Source organism: Caballeronia sp. SBC1 (assembly GCF_011493005.1).
In the GTDB taxonomy this organism is placed as follows: Bacteria; Pseudomonadota; Gammaproteobacteria; order Burkholderiales; family Burkholderiaceae; genus Caballeronia.
Genome location: NZ_CP049156.1, coordinates 2,684,455 through 2,701,627 on the forward strand (window position 1 = coordinate 2,684,455; position 17,173 = coordinate 2,701,627).

Annotated in this window: 14 protein-coding genes and 1 tRNA gene; 5 read left to right on the forward strand and 10 right to left on the reverse strand. The window is 60.2% G+C overall.

Translation table 11 applies throughout. From position 1 onward, the window contains the following. Positions 1-20: 20 nt before the first annotated feature. From carA to gloB, 4 genes are all read right to left on the reverse strand, one after another. On the reverse strand, positions 21-1,160 hold the full coding sequence (carA, locus tag SBC1_RS11815; protein ID WP_165987703.1) for a glutamine-hydrolyzing carbamoyl-phosphate synthase small subunit: 1,140 nt from the start codon (positions 1,158-1,160) through the stop codon (positions 21-23). A 364-nt stretch (positions 1,161-1,524) separates the two neighbouring features. After that, the gene (locus SBC1_RS11820; RefSeq protein ID WP_165987705.1) at positions 1,525-2,760 is read right to left on the reverse strand and encodes a nitrate/nitrite transporter; all 1,236 of its coding nucleotides are present in this window, start codon (positions 2,758-2,760) and stop codon (positions 1,525-1,527) included. Positions 2,761-2,867: 107 nt separating this feature from the next. Continuing rightward, entirely contained in the window at positions 2,868-4,538 is a 1,671-nt protein-coding gene (locus SBC1_RS11825; protein WP_165987707.1) for a transglycosylase SLT domain-containing protein, read from the reverse strand. A 167-nt stretch (positions 4,539-4,705) separates the two neighbouring features. Continuing rightward, on the reverse strand, positions 4,706-5,509 hold the full coding sequence (gloB, locus tag SBC1_RS11830; protein ID WP_165092145.1) for a hydroxyacylglutathione hydrolase: 804 nt from the start codon (positions 5,507-5,509) through the stop codon (positions 4,706-4,708). An 18-nt stretch (positions 5,510-5,527) separates the two neighbouring features. On the opposite strand from gloB, the gene SBC1_RS11835 reads away from it, so the two are divergent. The 4 genes from SBC1_RS11835 (at position 5,528) to SBC1_RS11850 (ending at position 7,744) form a co-directional block, all read left to right on the forward strand. Continuing rightward, positions 5,528-6,373 (forward strand): class I SAM-dependent methyltransferase, encoded by an 846-nt coding sequence (locus SBC1_RS11835; RefSeq protein ID WP_165092146.1) that lies wholly within the window; start codon positions 5,528-5,530, stop codon positions 6,371-6,373. Then, positions 6,373-6,831 (forward strand): ribonuclease HI, encoded by a 459-nt coding sequence (gene rnhA, locus SBC1_RS11840; RefSeq protein WP_089159174.1) that lies wholly within the window; start codon positions 6,373-6,375, stop codon positions 6,829-6,831. Before SBC1_RS11835 ends, rnhA begins: the two co-directional genes overlap by 1 nt. Positions 6,832-6,842: 11 nt before the next feature. After that, complete coding sequence (gene dnaQ / locus SBC1_RS11845; RefSeq protein WP_165092147.1) at positions 6,843-7,580, forward strand: DNA polymerase III subunit epsilon; 738 nt, start codon at positions 6,843-6,845, stop codon at positions 7,578-7,580. Positions 7,581-7,669: 89 nt separating this feature from the next. Further along, a tRNA-Val gene (locus SBC1_RS11850) sits at positions 7,670-7,744 on the forward strand. A 501-nt stretch (positions 7,745-8,245) separates the two neighbouring features. Here SBC1_RS11850 and SBC1_RS39805 read toward each other — a convergent pair. The 4 genes from SBC1_RS39805 to SBC1_RS11870 all read right to left on the reverse strand — a co-directional run bounded on the left by SBC1_RS39805 (position 8,246) and on the right by SBC1_RS11870 (position 11,866). After that, a complete protein-coding gene (locus SBC1_RS39805) occupies positions 8,246-8,386 on the reverse strand; it encodes a type II toxin-antitoxin system RelB/DinJ family antitoxin (RefSeq protein WP_241202110.1) in 141 nt (46 codons plus the stop codon). 357 nt (positions 8,387-8,743) lie between these two features. Beyond that, a complete protein-coding gene (gene pepE, locus SBC1_RS11860; RefSeq protein ID WP_165092148.1) occupies positions 8,744-9,499 on the reverse strand; it encodes a dipeptidase PepE in 756 nt (251 codons plus the stop codon). A 133-nt stretch (positions 9,500-9,632) separates the two neighbouring features. Further along, positions 9,633-10,478 (reverse strand): hypothetical protein, encoded by an 846-nt coding sequence (locus SBC1_RS11865; RefSeq protein ID WP_165987709.1) that lies wholly within the window; start codon positions 10,476-10,478, stop codon positions 9,633-9,635. Positions 10,479-10,801: 323 nt separating this feature from the next. After that, complete coding sequence (locus tag SBC1_RS11870; RefSeq protein WP_165987711.1) at positions 10,802-11,866, reverse strand: glycosyltransferase family 4 protein; 1,065 nt, start codon at positions 11,864-11,866, stop codon at positions 10,802-10,804. Between the two features lie 929 nt (positions 11,867-12,795). Here SBC1_RS11870 and SBC1_RS11875 point away from each other — a divergent pair. Beyond that, positions 12,796-14,634: an ABC transporter ATP-binding protein gene (locus SBC1_RS11875; protein WP_165092151.1), complete on the forward strand. Its 1,839-nt coding sequence runs from the start codon at positions 12,796-12,798 to the stop codon at positions 14,632-14,634. A gap of 95 nt (positions 14,635-14,729) precedes the next feature. Here the strand turns inward: SBC1_RS11875 and otsA are convergent, their stop codons facing one another. Further along, positions 14,730-16,118 (reverse strand): alpha,alpha-trehalose-phosphate synthase (UDP-forming), encoded by a 1,389-nt coding sequence (gene otsA / locus SBC1_RS11880; protein ID WP_165987713.1) that lies wholly within the window; start codon positions 16,116-16,118, stop codon positions 14,730-14,732. Continuing rightward, positions 16,115-16,876, reverse strand: coding sequence for a trehalose-phosphatase (otsB, locus tag SBC1_RS11885; RefSeq protein ID WP_165092153.1), 762 nt, complete (start codon positions 16,874-16,876; stop codon positions 16,115-16,117). Before otsB ends, otsA begins: the two co-directional genes overlap by 4 nt. Positions 16,877-17,173 lie beyond the last annotated feature (297 nt).

Genomic DNA, 17,173 nt, shown 5'->3' on the forward strand with positions numbered 1-17,173 from the left:
ACGTGTCTGCGCGCGTCTATTCAAGCCGCTTCTTTCTGCGCTTCCATCAGGCCGACGAACCGATCGAACAAGTACGCAATATCGTTCGGTCCCGGCGACGCTTCCGGGTGACCCTGGAAGCAGAACGCGGGTTTGTCGGTGAGCGCGAAGCCTTGCAGCGTGCCGTCGAACAACGACGTGTGCGTGACCTTTGCGTTGGCGGGCAGCGTGGCGGCATCGACAGCGAAACCGTGATTCTGCGACGTGATCACCACGCGGCCGTTCTCAAGGTCCTTCACCGGATGATTCGCGCCGTGATGGCCCGTTTTCATCTTCATGGTCTTCGCGCCCACAGCGAGACCCATGATCTGGTGGCCGAGGCAAATACCAAACGTAGGAATGCCACGTTTGATGAATTCGCGCGTGGCTGCAATTGCGTAGTCACACGGTTCCGGATCGCCGGGGCCGTTCGAGAGGAAGATGCCGTCGGGGTTCAGCGCGAGGGCGTCGGCAGCGGTAGACTGAGCCGGCAACACGGTGACGTGGCAGCCGCGCTCGGCCAGCATGCGCAAGATGTTGTACTTCACGCCGTAGTCGAATGCGACCACGCGATACTGCGGCGCCTTCTGCTCGCCGTAGCCGCTTTCCAGACGCCATTCAGACTGCGTCCATTCGTACTTTTCTTTCGTCGATACGACCTTCGCGAGATCCATCCCCGACAAACCCGGGAACGAGCGCGCGAGTTCCAAAGCTTTCGCTTCGTCGTCACCGGCGAGAATGCAGCCGTTTTGTGCACCCTTGTCGCGCAGGATTCGCGTGAGTTTGCGTGTATCGATGTTCGAAATGGCGACGACGTTTTCCGCTTTCAGATAGTCGGCGAGGGATTGTTCGGAGCGGAAATTCGAGGCGAGCACCGGCAGATCTCGAATGATCAGGCCGGCGGCATGGACTTTGGTGGATTCGACGTCTTCAGCGTTCACACCGACATTGCCGATGTGCGGATACGTCAAGGTGACGATTTGCTGCGCGTAGCTCGGGTCCGTCAGGATTTCCTGATAACCGGTGATAGCGGTGTTGAACACCACTTCGCCGATCGTGTGACCGGACGCGCCGATCGAGTGACCACGAAAGACCGTGCCGTCGGCGAGTGCGAGGATTGCGGGAGAGAATGACGGCAACACGGGAGGCTCCTTTGGAACACCCTGTTTGCCGACCTGTCATCCGACCGTGGAGTCGCGCGCGGCCCTGGATTGGCGCGCGCAGACCCGCATCGCGTTCGATTGCGTCGGGCGCAAGACTCGCCAGTTTGGCCGATCGGGCTCCAATGACTGGACGCGCGGATCAGGCGTTTGGCGGGATGCGCGTGGGTTGCAAGGCGCGGCGGATGAACGGTGAGTGGGAGGTAGGCGCTAGGGTGTAGGTTGATTTGCTCAAACCTTTGAATTATAGCCCGAAAACGCTCTTCTCTCCAAATTTGAGACGCGTCACCTGCAAGACGCGTTCCAGGTTAAGGGCTGCGAGCCTTATCCAGCGGGCATGCGACGATCATGACGCCACGCCGCCACGCTTTTCGAGAACGCTGCTTGGCAGGACGTACCAGATGGCGCTGGCGATCTGCAGCGCGATCAACACGCCCCACGCGCTCAGATGCGCCGTGGCGGGATAGTGGCCACCTTGGGCCGGCCAGCGGGACAGCATGGCCCCTATGCCCACTTGCAAGCCGAAGATCAGGATGAACAGGACAAGCGTGAGCGTGCTGTGCGCGCGGCCAATCATGTGGGTCGGGAAATATTCGGCCATCACCGCGTAGCTCAGAATGCCGGTTCCGCCGAACACGCCGTAACAAGCGATCAGCAAGGCCGGAGATATCGGCGCACGCACGAGCATCAGCACCTGGACCAGTACGAACAGCGCCATGCCGAAGCCGCAAAACGCGTAGACCGTGACGCCGCGTTTCTGCAGACCGCGCGCCGCCACGCCAAAACCAACACAGCCGATCATCATCGCGATGCCGAGCACCGATACCAGCACCGCGGCGTATTGCGCGCTCAGGCCCATGACATCGAGAAGGTAGGGCCTGATCCATAGCGACTGCATGGCGTAGAAAACGCCTTGTGTAGCGACCGAAAACGACGCGATCTTCCAGAACGCACCGCTGCGCAGAATGCGCAACGTGCCCTGGAACTGAGTGAGCATGTCGGCTTTTCGATGCACGCCGTCTCGATGTTCCGGTGCAAAAAGAAAGATGGCTGCCGCGACCGCGAGGGTCATCGCGACGAGACCGTAGCAGACGTTGCGCCAGTCGGTCACCCCGAGCAGCAGGGCGAGCGGCGAGCCGACCACCACACCACCGAGGCCACCGACCGCCATCACGAGACCGTTGACCATCGGAAGTTGTGCCACGGGCAGGATTTGCGCGAGCGCCTTGAAAGCCGCGCTCATGCAGACGGACACGCCCACGCCAATCAGCAACCGCCCCAGCATCATGGCGCCGATGCCGTGCGCCGCGCCGAACACACCGATCCCTAGCGCCGCGAACAACAGCATTCCCGCAGTGGCCCGGCGCGGGCCAAAGCGATCGAGCAAGATGCCCACGGGAATTTGCGCCGCCGCAAAACCAAGAAAGTACAACGACGTGAGCAAGCCGAGATCTGCCCCCGACAAACCCAGATCGTGCGTAATGTAGGGAGCGAAGCCGAGATTCACCCCACGGAAGACGTACGAGACGAAATATCCGGCGGAAAACAGAAAAAAGACGCGAAGCCGAACGGAAGACGTCATGTGCAGCGCAGGGGTTTAGGTATGAAGCGGCAGTTTAACGCGCACGCCCAAATGAAAACGCCGTCACCTTGGTGACGGCGGGGATTCTTGACCGCGCAGACAGGTTATTACTTCTTCTTTTTATCTGTCGACTTGGTTGATTTCGTGGTTTTCGATACTGCTGCGGGCTTTACCGCCACCGATTTGACCGTTTTGGACGGCGCGCTGAATTTTTCAGTTACGCGAGTCACCTTGGCCGGGGCACTGGCCTTACCGCCACGCGCCGTGTGCGCCGTGCTCCTCGATTCCGGCACGTGCGTGCCGATCTTGGTCACGCCACCCCTGTTCCGGCTGGTCGCAGCCACCGTTTCCACGCGCACCGGACCGGGTTCTGCCGGGACAGCGCGCCCGACCGGCACGTGCAGCACGATCAACTGACCGGGCAATACGGAATCGCGGTGAGTCCGGTTCCAGCTTTTAACCTGCGAGATCGACACGTTGTACCGATCGGCGAAAGTCGACATGGGTTGCGCGCGGCGAACGCGGATCAGCATCTTGCGGGTATCGGGAACGTCCGGCTCAACCGCCAGCATGGCGCTTTCGGCGACGTCGGCGCTGATGTCCTCGTCGTCGTCATCGCTGCGCGGCACCACGATGGTCGAGCCCGCTTTCAACCGCATGCCGGCTGGAATGCGGTTCACCGACATCAGCGTATCCGCGTCCACGCCAATTTTCTGCGCGATGACAGCGGGCGTTGCCCGTTCGCTCACCGTATAGGTCGTCCACGACGACAACTGGCCCGAATACGACTTCAGGTTCTTCTGGAAGGCGCTGGCGTTATCGAAGGGCAGCAAAATCTGCGGACTCGTTGCGCCGAGAATCACCGGCTTCGCAAACGATGGATTAAGCGAGCGGAACTCCTCCACCGTCATGCCCGCGAGCTTGGCCGCCATGGTCACGTCCATGTCGCGCGACGTGGTAACCGTCACGAAATACGGGTGATTCGGGATGTCAGGAAGCGTCAGCCCGTACATTTGCGGATTGGAGACAATGTTCTTCACCGCCTGCAGCTTCGGGACGTAGTTGCGCGTCTCGTTCGGCATCCGCAGGCTTTGATAGTCCGTCGGCAGGCCCATCGCCTCGTTCTTGGCGATCGCCTTCTGCACGTTGCCCTCGCCCCAGTTATACGCGGCGAGCGCCAGATCCCAGTCGCCGAACATGTCGTGGAGGCGCGAAAGATAGTCGAGCGCCGCGCTGGTAGACGCGAGCACGTCGCGCCGCTCATCCTGAAACATGTTCTGCTTCAGGTTGTAGTCGCGGCCCGTACCCGGCACGAACTGCCACATGCCCGCGGCCTTCGCGACCGATAGCGCCTGCGGGTTGTAGGCCGATTCGATAAACGGCAGCAACGCGAGTTCGGTCGGCATGTGCCGCTGCTCGAGTTCCTCGACGATGTGATACAGGTATTTTTGCGAGCGCCCAGTCATGCGCTCGACGTAATCCGGTCGTTGCGCGTACCAGTTGACCTGCATGTCGACCAGGTCGCTTTGCAAATCGGGAATCTGAAAACCACGGCGGATACGGCCCCACAAATCGCCGTCGGGTCCGCTAAGTGAATCGAGCGACGTCTTGTCGACGTTGATCGTTTCCTTGGCGGCGGCAGTCTTGCGGATCGTGTCTGCTACGGCTTGCTGATTCTGAGCGGAAGGAAGTGAAGAAAGGGAGTTGGTCGCTGTCGGTCCCTGGCTGGCACAAGCAGCCAATGTCAGGACGAGGAGCGCGCTTAAAATCAATCGCATGAACGTCTCGGATTCCAAAAAATGTGCTTGGAAATTTGGACCCGATAGTACGGAAGCGCACTCATCACGTCAATATAAATGCAAAAAACTCAGCAAAATCCGGGGCCTGCAATGGTTTTCAACGTTTCAGATGAAGATAACCGCAAGTGTTGCTGGGTTAGTGAGGGTTAGCGAAATTTATCTTTCCAGCCGCGCATCAGCGTGAACGCGTCGAGCCGGTCCCGCACCGGGCGCTCGAACTGAGCGGCAAGCGTGGCCTGCACGCTTTTTTCGCCTACGCGCAGGAACGGATTTGCGTTTCGTTCGTGCAGGAGCGTAGTCGGAATGGTCGGCTGGTTACGGGCGCGCAAGCCCTCCGCGTCCTTCTGCCATTGCGCCAACGCGGCGTTGTCCGGCTCGGCCGCCCGGGCAAAGCGGATATTCGACAGGGTATATTCGTGGGCACAATGAACCAGCGTGGCGTCAGGGAGTGCGGCGAGCGCATCGAGCGAACTCAGCATTTGTTGCGCCGTGCCTTCGAACAGCCGGCCGCAACCGCTCGCGAACAAGGTGTCGCCGCAAAAGAGATGCGGCGTCCCTTGTGGATCGCCCGGCTGGAAGTACGCTATGTGCCCGGCGGTGTGCCCCGGTACGTCGATAACCGAGCATTCCAGCGCCGGACTCGCGATACTGACGTGATCGCCCTGCTTCACGCGTCGCGTCAGATGCTCGATAGCCTCGCCAGCCGGGCCGATCACCGGGATTTCTCCATCGGCTGATCGGCTAACGAGCAGTTTTGCGACGCCGCCGACGTGGTCGTGATGGTGGTGCGTGAGTAAAATGGCGGTTAGCCGCCAACCGCGTTTCGTCAAATAGGCTTCGACGGGCGCGGCGTCGCCAGGATCGACCACGACGGCATTTTGCCCGTCCGACACCAGCCAGATGTAGTTGTCTTCGAACGCCGGAACCGGCACGTACTCAAGCGTTTTCATAAGGCGACTCACCCGAACATGTCAGAGCGAACAATTATAGACTGGCCCGCCTGGACACTTTCCGCGCCTGGCCGCTATGTGCTCGAGTGGGAGCAGGCACAGCTTGATCGCGTGGTGTCGGATATTTTCGGCTATCACGCGCTGCAACTCGGCCTGCCGGGGCTCGACGCATTGCGCGAGAACCGCATGCCGTATCGCGGCCTCGTGCTTGATACCGCCAGCGCCGCCAGCGCGCCTTTCACGCTGCCCCCGCCAGTCTTGGCCGACGCGCGGCCGGGCGTGACGTCGCTGCCGTCCGCGAGCCGAGGCTTGCACGCGCCGGAAGGACGCAGCGCCGTGTGGTGCGATCTGCTCGACTTGCCGTTCGAAGCGCAAAGCGTCGACCTGCTGGTCATGCCGCATACGCTGGAATTCACGAGCGACCCGCACCGGTTGCTCAGAGAAGCCGAACGTGTGCTGATGCCTGAAGGACAGTTGATCATCCTCGGCTTCAATTCCCTGAGCCTGTGGGGAGCACGGCAATCGCTCGGCAAGGTTGCGGGCAAGCCGTTTGTCCCGTCCGCGCACGAAATGATCGCGTTCACGCGGATCAAGGACTGGATCAAGCTGCTCGGGTTCGACCTTGAACGCGGGCGCTTCGGCTGCTATCGTCCGCCTCTCCTGACCGAACAGTGGCTGGCGCGCTATCAGTTCATGGAAGCCGCTGGCGACCGCTGGTGGCCCATTTTCGGCGCCGCCTACATGATCACGGCCATCAAGCGCGTGCGCGGCATGCGCCTGATCGGGCCGCGCAAGCTGAAAAAACCTGCCCTCGCACCGGGCCTCGCCCCGGTCGCCACGCCGCATACACGCAACGAGCATTGATGACCTTAGACACCACAGACAAAGTAATCGACATTTATACCGACGGCGCCTGCAAAGGCAATCCTGGCCCCGGTGGCTGGGGCGCACTCCTGCGTTTCGGCGATCAGGAAAAGGAATTGTTCGGTGGCGAAACGCCGACGACCAACAACCGGATGGAACTCATGGGCGTGATTTCGGCGCTCGAAGCGCTCAAGCGGCCGTGTCGCGTGGTCATTCACACCGACTCGCAATATGTCCAGAAGGGCATCAGCGAATGGATCCACGGCTGGAAAAAGAAGAACTGGATGACAGCCGCGAAAACGCCCGTCAAGAATGCGGATTTGTGGAAACGGCTCGATGCGCTGGTTGTTCAGCATCAGATTGAATGGCGCTGGGTGAAAGGCCATTCGGGCCATCCCGAAAATGAACGCGCCGACGCGCTCGCGAATCGCGGCGTCACTTCACTCGCCGAAGGTTAATTCTTATCTCTATGCGCCAACTCGTACTCGATACCGAAACTACCGGCCTCAACGCCCGCACGGGCGACCGTATTATTGAAATTGGCTGCGTCGAGCTTGTGAATCGACGGCTCACCGGCAATAACCTGCACTTCTACGTGAATCCGGGACGCGACAGCGATCCGGGCGCGCTTGCGGTTCACGGACTGACCACGGAATTCCTCAGCGATAAACCCAAGTTCGCCGATATCGCTGCCGAGTTGCGCGATTTCGTGGCGGGCGCGGAGCTGATCATTCACAACGCGCCATTCGACGTCGGTTTCATGGACGTGGAGTTCGGTCTGGTCGGCATGCCTGGCGTGAAGGAAGTGTGCGGCGGTGTGATCGACACACTGGTGCAGGCGAAGCAGATGTTCCCCGGCAAGCGCAATTCACTCGATGCGTTGTGCGACCGGTTTGGTATTAGCAACGCGCATCGGACGCTGCATGGCGCCCTGCTCGACTCGGAATTGCTGGCAGAAGTCTATCTGGCGATGACGCGCGGCCAGGAAAGCCTGGTGATCGATATGCTCGGGGAAACGCAGTCAACAGGCGTTGGTCACGCACCCCGTATTGCGCTCGATGATTTGCAGTTGCCGGTGCTGGTGGCATCGGAGGAAGAATTGAGCGCGCATCTCGCTGTCCTCGATGATCTCGACAAAGCGGTCAAGGGGACGAGCGTGTGGCGGATCGAGACGGTGATCGCGGTTGAGGTAGCGGCGGGTTCGTGATTCAGGTTGATCCGGACGACACGATTATTGAAGTGCTCAAAGATTCGCTTTACGAAATCGGGAAGCTCTGACATAATCCAAAGCTCTTCGGGTGGTTAGCTCAGCGGTAGAGCACTGCCTTCACACGGCAGGGGTCACAGGTTCAATCCCTGTACCACCCACCAGGATTTCGCGGTTGAGTTTGCATCGCGTTGAAAAAGGCTCTCAGGCATTTGCTTGAGAGCCTTTTTCTTTTTGTGCATGCGACTCACTTCGTATGACAGGGATACTAGACGATTCCCAGCCAAGCTTTGACGCGCGCCCACCACCCCAATCGCCCCTCCCGCGACGAAGACACGAGCCCATCAGAAAACGTAGCGCCCAGAGCTTGGACGGAAAAAAATTGCGATGGACACAGCTACGCCGCCCTCCGGATCCGATAACCGCGACTTGTTCAACGACTCCGGCGGCGGTTGTCGGCTTGGTGGCGTAACCGTAGATTTCAAAAAGTTACCACCTGCATTGTGTTATTGAGTGCTCGCAGGTCATAACGGCTCGAATGCGATAGATTTACCCAATCTTTCTCAAACTGCTTCGTGTAAATCGCTTTCTCGGAACAGCTTTACCTGTTTCCGCTTTGAGTTTGCTAAATAGATCCGGTGGGGAGTCGAAGCGCGCTTTTCCCTTCATCGCCCGTGACTCGCGAAGCGCGTGCAAAGTGGGTCGTTCGAGATGCGGACGTCAAATGGCAGGCCTCCGTAAACGACGACTTGGCGAAGAGACAGTCGGATGGCGTCGAATAGGGTTAGCCCGTTTTCGGCCAACATCGCTTCGGCGCGCTTTTTCAACTCAGGCTCGATACGCGTGCGCACATCAGCAGATTTGAGGGTGACAAATGCCGCGGCTTGAACCTTGTAGCGTTAGTTGTGGACGCGTAACGCGACAAGGTCCATTACGCATGAAGAGCAGAGGATTCTCATTGGATTCCACCGCAGTAGCGCCATCGTAGCTACGACGGCACTACGCAGCAACATGCCGCCGGTCGAGTTGGCCGAATCAAGCGCCCCGGGGACGTGCATTGCTACCCCGAAGTCAGTCAACTCGGTTCAACATCTCTCTGCAAACGCAGGACGAGCGCCCTCCCACCGAGCATGCGCAAGAACCTTAGCGACAAGACTCCGCGATCAACCTTTGAACCCAGGCCACTCACTCATATCGGCTGGGCCTTTTATGCGCGTAAGCGGAAAGGTTTCGTTTTCGCGCAAGGTCTCCACGCGCCCATCGCCGAGAAAATGCACCGTATGACGCTCGCCGAGCACAGTGCCATACGTACCGTCCGAATACAAAGCCGACCCTTCAGGCAACGCCAGCACCTGCTCCGGTGCGTTGATCGCGAGAAACTCCGCAAGGCGCTCTTCACGGCTTTCACCGTTATGCCCTAAAGGCTTACCGCTGATGAAGTGAGGATTGACCTGAAACGGTACAAGTCCGAGCGCGCGAAGCGTAGGCGGTTGAACGACGGGCATGTCATTAGTGGTACGGATCGTCGGACACGCTATATTACTTCCCGCGCTCCACCCAACATACGGTGTACCCGCCATCACCTTCGCACGGACAGCATCGACAATGCCGGCATCGTAGAGTCGCTTGAGCAGCGCGAACGTGTTGCCGCCTCCGATCGCTATGGCCTCCGCCTGCTCTATCGCTGCAAGCGGGTCGTCGTTGCGATGAATCGATTCCAGCGAATAGCCAAGACGGTGGAACGCCGGCTTGACCAGATCTTCGTAGCTATCGAAGCTGAACGTAACGGCCGCGAACGGTACAAACAACACCTTGCGAGGCTCATGCTTCAACAGAACGTGTATCTGCTCGCCGGCATGCTCCAGATAACCGAGCTGGTCCTTGCGCGAACTGCTCATCAAAAGAATGCGTTGTGTCATGCCATACACCTCTTAGTCGTCGGGCAACGCTAGGGCCAAGCATCAAACGCCTCCCGACCGATTATTGCTCGAAGCAGGCATGATCACCCGATGCCAGCCCAGACCGCGACAGGCTTAGCGCCCGTCCGGGGGTTCAAATCCCGACGCTTGAGCTCTGACGCAACGACGCGTCGAGCGCGCGTGCCGTCTTCCGGTCGCCCTCGCTTGCCAGCGCGGCGCGGAAGACAGTTTTGCGGTTGTGTCCGGCGGCAGCGGGCGAATCCCACAGCAGCTCCATCTTGGGACGCGCGTCCCGGCCGAACAAACCGCGCTTCTTCGGCACGACGGCGGCGGCAGCAACGGCACCACTTTCCACGCCGACGGGACCATCGAAACCAACGGCTTCAATCATCCCCTCAGGCCATTTCACCGATAACTCCCGCGCATCGTACTGCCCGAGTTTCCGGCTTTCAGCCCAGACAACGGCCGTGCGCGTGGCGGTATCGATGGAAATGGCATAGCGGCCGATAGCAAACCGACGTGCCGCGATATTCGTGCGCCACAGCGCGCGCGGCCGGCAGATCCACAGCACCACGCCATAAAGCGCAGGGGCAACGAGCAGCCAGCCGTTGGTTTCAGCCAGTGCGTGCATGGCGTTTTTCCAGCCGGCGGTCCACGTGAAGAACCCGACCGACCACACCGCGAACAGAAAACTCAGCAACGCGAGCAGCCGCAAGGCTTGCCGTAACCATTGCGGCAGCGGATGGAGCGGGCGTTCCGCGCGAGCCCGGGCGCCGGGAAGGAACAGCAGCAGAAACAAGAGTACTAGCGTGACGCAGGCCCACGGCGATGAAGCCATCGCGCGCAATGAAGAGAGATAGCCCATTTGCGACATCGAGAACAACCAGCGCGCGGCCAGCACGAGTCCGATCGCCCGCAGCGCGAACACGGTGCCAGCACCGGGTGCCGGGCTCGCGCTACTCTGCTTCGTTCTCGCCAAAACTTCGCTCCTGTTCACGACTGTCCTTGTTCGTGCGATAAGTTCCCCGTCGCGCAATGCGATTTTGAAGAGACTTCCACACCGATCCGCCTATTCGATCCAATGCTGCACTGCATTTCACGAGGCCCGCACATTATAGGGAGAATGTCGAAAACGGCATCGGCCCCGCATGCTCAACCCGACGATAACGCGTGAAGCTTGACCCCGCAGTGTGTCAAAACAACAACGCCCCGCGCGCCTGACGGCGCACGGGGCGTTGTTTTCGCTCAATCAGCAAGCTAGCGATCAGGCGACGTCCGCAAGATCACTATTGAACGGAAAAATCAGCTCGCGTTGACTTCGCGCAGAACGGTGCGGCGCTTCGCGCGCAGCAGCTCTTCATACGTATGAACATAGCGCGCGGCCATGACCTTCGACGAAAAACGCGTTTCGAACGCCTGACGAACCTTGGCGCGCGGCAACGTGTCGAGGCGCTTCACGGCGGCAATCGCGCTCAGTTCGTCTTCCACGACAAAACCCGACACACCGTTTTCGATCACTTCCGGCACCGATCCACGATTGAACGCGATCACCGGCGTGCCGCAAGCCATCGCTTCGATCATCACCAGGCCAAACGGCTCCGGCCAGTCGATCGGGAACAGCAACGCGTGCGCGTTGCCGAGGAATTCGGTCTTCTGCTGCTCGTTGATCTCGCCAATGTATTCCACGTGCGGCAGCGCGAACAACGGCTTGATCTGCTCTTCGTAATACGCGCGATCGGCATTGTCGATTTTTGCCGCGATCTTGATCTTCATGCCCGCTGCGCCTGCGATCCGGATTGCCCGGTCAACACGCTTTTCCGGCGAGATTCGGCCGAGGAACGCGAGGTAGCCCGGTTGCACATTCGGGATCGGCTTGAGCAGGTTTTCCGGCAGGCCGTGATAAACGGTCGAAAGCCAGTTGGCTTGCGGCAACGGCTGACGCTGGTTGTCGGAGATCGACACGACCGGCGCTTCGTTGAACGTGCTGAAGATTGGCTGCAGTTCTGGCAGATCGAGACGGCCGTGCATGGTCGTCAGGAACGGCACCGGCTGGCGCGAGAACAGCGAGAACGGGTAATAGTCGATGTGAAAATGCAACACATCGAATTCGTCAGCGCGGCGGCGGACTTCTTCCAGCAGCAGCATGTGGGGCGCCATCGTGTCGCGGATGGTCGGGTCGAGGCGCAGCGCCTGCGGCCAGAAGGCTTCGAGCTTCGCCGACGTTTGCGAATCACCGCTCGCGAACAACGTGACGTCGTGACCGGCCTCAACCAGCGCCTCGGTCAGATAGGACACCACGCGCTCCGTACCGCCGTAGAACTTCGGGGGGACGGCTTCATGAAGAGGCGCGATTTGAGCGATTCGCATGTCTGAAACTCCTAAATATGTCAGGCAAAATTGATGCGCTTGGCATCGGTCGTTAAATCAAGCGAATCGCCCTACCCGGATTCGGCACGGTGCTGGTGTCTCCAGCAGAATGGCCGATAGCACGAGAAAAAATCGCGATGCTTCGCTGTTTGCTTGGGTGTTGCTGTTGCTATGGGTGTCGGGCGTCTGTTTCAGAGCGTGATCAGGCAAAGCAAGATCAATTCCATCTCGTAAATGCAACGCACCCAGCCATAAACGCACGACCTGCGGAGTCGTTGACCGGAACCTACAACAACCTGTCAAAACGCCTAAGGGGAAACCCGGGGTGAAGTATCGCGGTTTTTGCAAGGTTTCCAATCTTACATTTCAACTTATTTAGGTTGTTACACCGTCGATACACTTTGCAAGCCCTTGTTTATCAAGGCTGTTCTACGCTGATCGACATGGACCGAACTAGTCGGAGCCAAGCTGGCAGCCGAGCTGCAAATGCCAAAGCGCTCCGACACTCTCCAAATCCAGCCACGCCATGACGTATCGGCTGGCGTCGGGTTTGCCATTAGCGCCGCTATGCAAGCAGCGGGACCGCGACGTGCTTTCACCCTGCCAAGGGCGTAGTTACCGTTCAAGCCGCTTCACGTCGAGGTACCGCGAAACAGCACCGGGCAGACCGTGGAAGGTGCAAGAAGGTGCAAGACACGTCTCCAGCGGGCATTGATGCCCGCTTCGGACAATGCACTTTTGCCGAAAATCAGCTCTGGCTGATGGATATGCACCACGGAAAGCATTATGCGAGACGATTTGGCTCGCTACACTCGCTACAATTCAGCAATCGGTGCTGCACGCTTTTCGCCTCGCTGGCCAGACGCGCCGCGCATGCGGCCACGGCGAAGCATCGCGCTCAACCGCTCTACTCGACCGAAAAAAGACCATTGGACCAACTCACCGTCTCTCAGCGTAACGTGCACAACGCGAAGCTAGCGAGCTATGCAAGTCGCCCGCTGGCCTTCCTGTTCCGTTACATCCGCCGTCATCCGGTCGCGCACACCATCGTCTTGGTGAGCGTGCTGTCCGCTGTCGGCTGCGCGCTCGCCTCGCAGTACGCGATCAAACACCTGATCGACGTGCTGGGTCAGGGCCGCGGCCATCCTGGCCCGCTCTGGGCCGCCTTCATGATCCTGGTCGGCCTGATCGCCGCCGACAACATGCTGTGGCGGGTCGGCGGCTGGGTCGGCGCGCATACGTTCGTCGTCGTGACGGGCGACCTGCGGCGCGACCTGTTCTCGTACCTCAGCGGTCATTCACCCACGTACTTCTCCGAGAAACAGCCGGGCATGCTGGCGAGCAGGATCACGGCGACATCGAACGCAATCTATACCGCCGAAAACACCATGGCGTGGAACGTGTTGCCGCCGTGCATCGCGGTGATTGGCGCGATCGTGATGATCGTGGCGGTGAATCCGCTCATGGCCTGCTGCCTGATGCTGGCGTCAGCCATTCTTGCGTTCGTGCTGTACCGGCTCGCTGGACGCGGCTCCGCACGGCATCACACGTTTGCCACGAAAGCGGCATCTGTTGACGGCGAACTGGTCGACGTGATCGGCAACATGGCGCTCGTGCGTGCATTCGGTATGACATTTCGCGAGCAAAAGCGCTTCGGCTCGACGGTCAAGGCCGAAATGGTCGCGCGTCAGCAAAGCTTGCTGTATCTCGAAAAGCTGCGACTGTTCCACGCCGTTGTAACCGCGATTCTCTCGGCTGGATTGCTTGGCTGGGCGTTGTGGCTGTGGTCGAAGGGGCGAGCAACATCGGGCGATATCGTGCTGGTCAGCTCACTCGGCTTCACGATTCTCCACGGCACCCGCGATCTGGCGGTTGCCCTGGTGGATGTGACGCAGCACGTCGCGCGTTTGGCAGAAGCCGTCCAGACGCTGCTGGAACCGCATGGCATGCCCGACCGGTCCGATGCAACCGAACTCGTGCCGCAAGGCGGACGGGTGGACTTCGAGGAAGTCACGTTCGCCTACCCGCGCCGCCGGCCGATTCTCGATAAATTCAACCTGCACATTGAGCCGGGTCAGCGTGTTGGCCTGATCGGCAAGTCGGGCGCCGGGAAATCCACGGTGCTCGCGCTGTTGCAACGCTTTTACGAACCGCAGGGCGGCTCCATCAAGGTCGACGGGCAGGATATCTCGCTGATCACGCAGGACAGCCTGCGGATGTCGATTGCACTCGTGCCGCAGGACATTTCGCTGTTCCACCGGACCGTGTACGAGAACATTGCGTACGGCCGGCCGGACGCGTCGCGCGAAGAAGTGCTCGCCGCCGCCCGCGAGGCGCGCTGCTCTGACTTCATCGAAGCAATGCCGGAAGGGTTCGACACAATCGTGGGCGACCGTGGCGTGAAATTGTCGGGCGGACAGCGTCAGCGCATTGCCATTGCGCGCGCGATCCTGAAAAACGCGCCCATCCTGCTGCTGGACGAAGCCACGTCGGCACTCGATAGTTCGTCGGAAGAAGCGATTCAGCAGGCGCTCGACCGGCTGATGGTCGGCCGTACGGTGATTGCGATTGCACACCGGTTGTCAACGCTGCAAGGCTTCGACCGGATTATCGTGATGAGCGCCGGCAAGGTGATCGACGACGGTTCGCCGGATCAGTTGCGCAACCGGCCAGGGTTGTATCGGGAACTGCTGTCCAAGCAGCATGGCAAGTTGCCACCGGCGACCATGCCCTCGCAACAACTTGCGGCAAAGGCTGAATCGACCTGAGTTTGCTTTTCTGCCGCTGAGCGCGCCAGCGATAAACAAAAGAAGCCGCTTCGGATTCATCAGACCGAAGCGGCTTTTTTACGCCTGTGGACTTTTTACGCCTGCAGATCGCGCATGAAGTTGTCTCGCCAGACGGAGACGTTGTTCTCGCGAAGCTGGGCGAACATGTCTGTGTAACGGGCTTGTCGCTCTTTTAGCGACATTGCGAGGGCCGTGGCCAGCGCGTCCGCCATGCCGTCGATATCGAGTGGATTCACGATCAGCGCGCCGTTCAATTCCTGCGCCGCGCCCGCGAATTGCGACAGGACCAGCACGCCGGGATCGTCGGGATCCTGCGCCGCCACATATTCCTTCGCGACCAGGTTCATGCCGTCGCGTAACGGCGTGACAAACCCCACATGCGACGCGCGAAACAACGCGGCGAGCACCGGCCGCTCATATTGCCGGTGGATATAGCGGATCGGTGTCCAGTCGAGCTCCGCATACCGCCCGTTGATGCGCCCGGATTCCGCTTCGAGTGCCAAGCGGATGTCGCGATACGTGTCCATATCGGCGCGCGTGGGTGGCGCGATCTGTATGAACGAGACGTTGTTGCGCTGCGCCGGAAGGTGCTCCAGCAGCTTTTCGAACGCGCGAAAGCGTTCGACCAGTCCCTTCGAATAGTCGAGCCGGTCGACGCTCATGATCAGCTTGCGATTGTGCAGCGTCGTCTTGACGGTTTGCACTTCGCGCCCGCTTTCGCCGTCTTTGGCGAGCGAGGCAATCTCGTCGGGATAAACGCCGATCGGATAAGCCGCCGCCCGCAGCGTCTTGCCAAACGCGCTCACCGCGTTCGGTTCGCCGGCCAGACGCATCCCCGGCACGACCGAGCCGTTCGCTTCCGTCTCGATGTAATCGCAGAACGCACGCAAGTCGGGCGCTGTCTGGAAACCGAGCAGGTCGAAGGAACACAGCGCCTCGACCAGCATCCGATGGCGCGGCACGCTAAGCAGAACCTGCGTTGCCGGAAACGGAATGTGCAGGAAAAAGCCGATGCGGTTCGTCACGCCCTCATCGCGCAACGCCTGGGCGAATGGGATCAGGTGATAGTCGTGGACCCAGATGACGTCGTCGGCTTTCAGCAGTGGCGCCAGTTGCTTCGCGAGCCAGCGGTTCACGCGGCAATAACCATCGAATTCATCGCGGTCGAACTGGATCAGATCCGGCCGATAGTGAAACGCCGGCCACAACGTGGCGTTCGAAAAGCCGCGGTAGTACTGGTCATAGTCACGTTGCGCCAGGCCGATGGTCGCGAAGGTCACCCGTCCACGCTCCTCCAGCGTGATGCCCTCCGGCGGCTCCGCGACCACGTCGCCGCTCCAGCCGAACCACATGCCGCCGGTTTCCTTGAGCGCGTCGTAGACACCGACCGCCAGACCGCCCGCTGCCGGGCCGCCTTCGGAGATCGGCGCGACACGGTTCGAAACAATGATCAACCTGCTCACGAACGCGTTCCCTTAAAACCTTCAATACCTGCAATACGCTGCAGCCAGTCAAGCAGCGCGCCAACCGATTCCACGCGCGAATGCGCGAGCGTGTCGCCGGCACCGACCTTGATCGACACCCCATTGCGCTCGTTCACCACCGCGAAGCCTTTCTCGTCCGTCAGGTCATCGCCGATAAACACCGGCCGGCGTCCCGCGAACGGCGGCTCATTCAGGAAAGCCACCACTGAGCGGCCTTTATCGACGTCCTTCGGCTTAATTTCATAGACCATCTTGCCGGGCTGCAGCACGTATGCATCGGCGTACTGGGCGACCAGCTTCTCGGTCGCCTCGCGCGCCGCCGCGCCGCGCTCCGGCGCATTGCGATAATGCAGCGCCAACGCCGCGCCCTTGATCTCCAGCAGCATGCCCGGGTTGGCCGTCACCACGCCTTCGAGCACGTGTTCCATGCGCAGCAGGCGCTCGTCGTTGAAACCTACGCGCTGGACATCCGCATTCGAATCGCGCCGCTCGGCGCCGTGCAAACCTGCCACGGGCAGGTCGGGCATTGAAAGAAACGAGTCGATGCTGTCAATCCCTCGTCCCGACACGATCGCAACCGCGCCGTTGGTCGCGCGACGCAACGCGCTGAGGATGGCCGGTACGACCGGTTGCACGGTAACGCCGTCCGGCGTGGGCGCGAGTTCAACGAGCGTGCCGTCGAAATCGAAGAAAAAAGCGGTCGTGGCGAGCGGAAATGTGTCTGGGAGGTTTTGCATCTATATCTGCCTTTCAGCCGGAGAAGGACCGGAAAAGTGTGCGCATGTTACCGCGCTTTGTAAGCCCGTCTGGGAAAGCGGCGTTGGACCCTTCGTTGCACGCTTGCGCGGCAAGCCCAACACCCGATGCCACGTCTACATATCGAACAGCTTTCAAACCTGCTTCGACTAACTTCCAATCTTACTGGCGACCCTGCGGCATAACGCCTCGGCCACGTACCGGCGCGGCTGTACGCCCGGCGTAAGCTTCTATTCTGAGATAGAGTCGGCACCCGGATGGCTTCACGGACGGCGCCT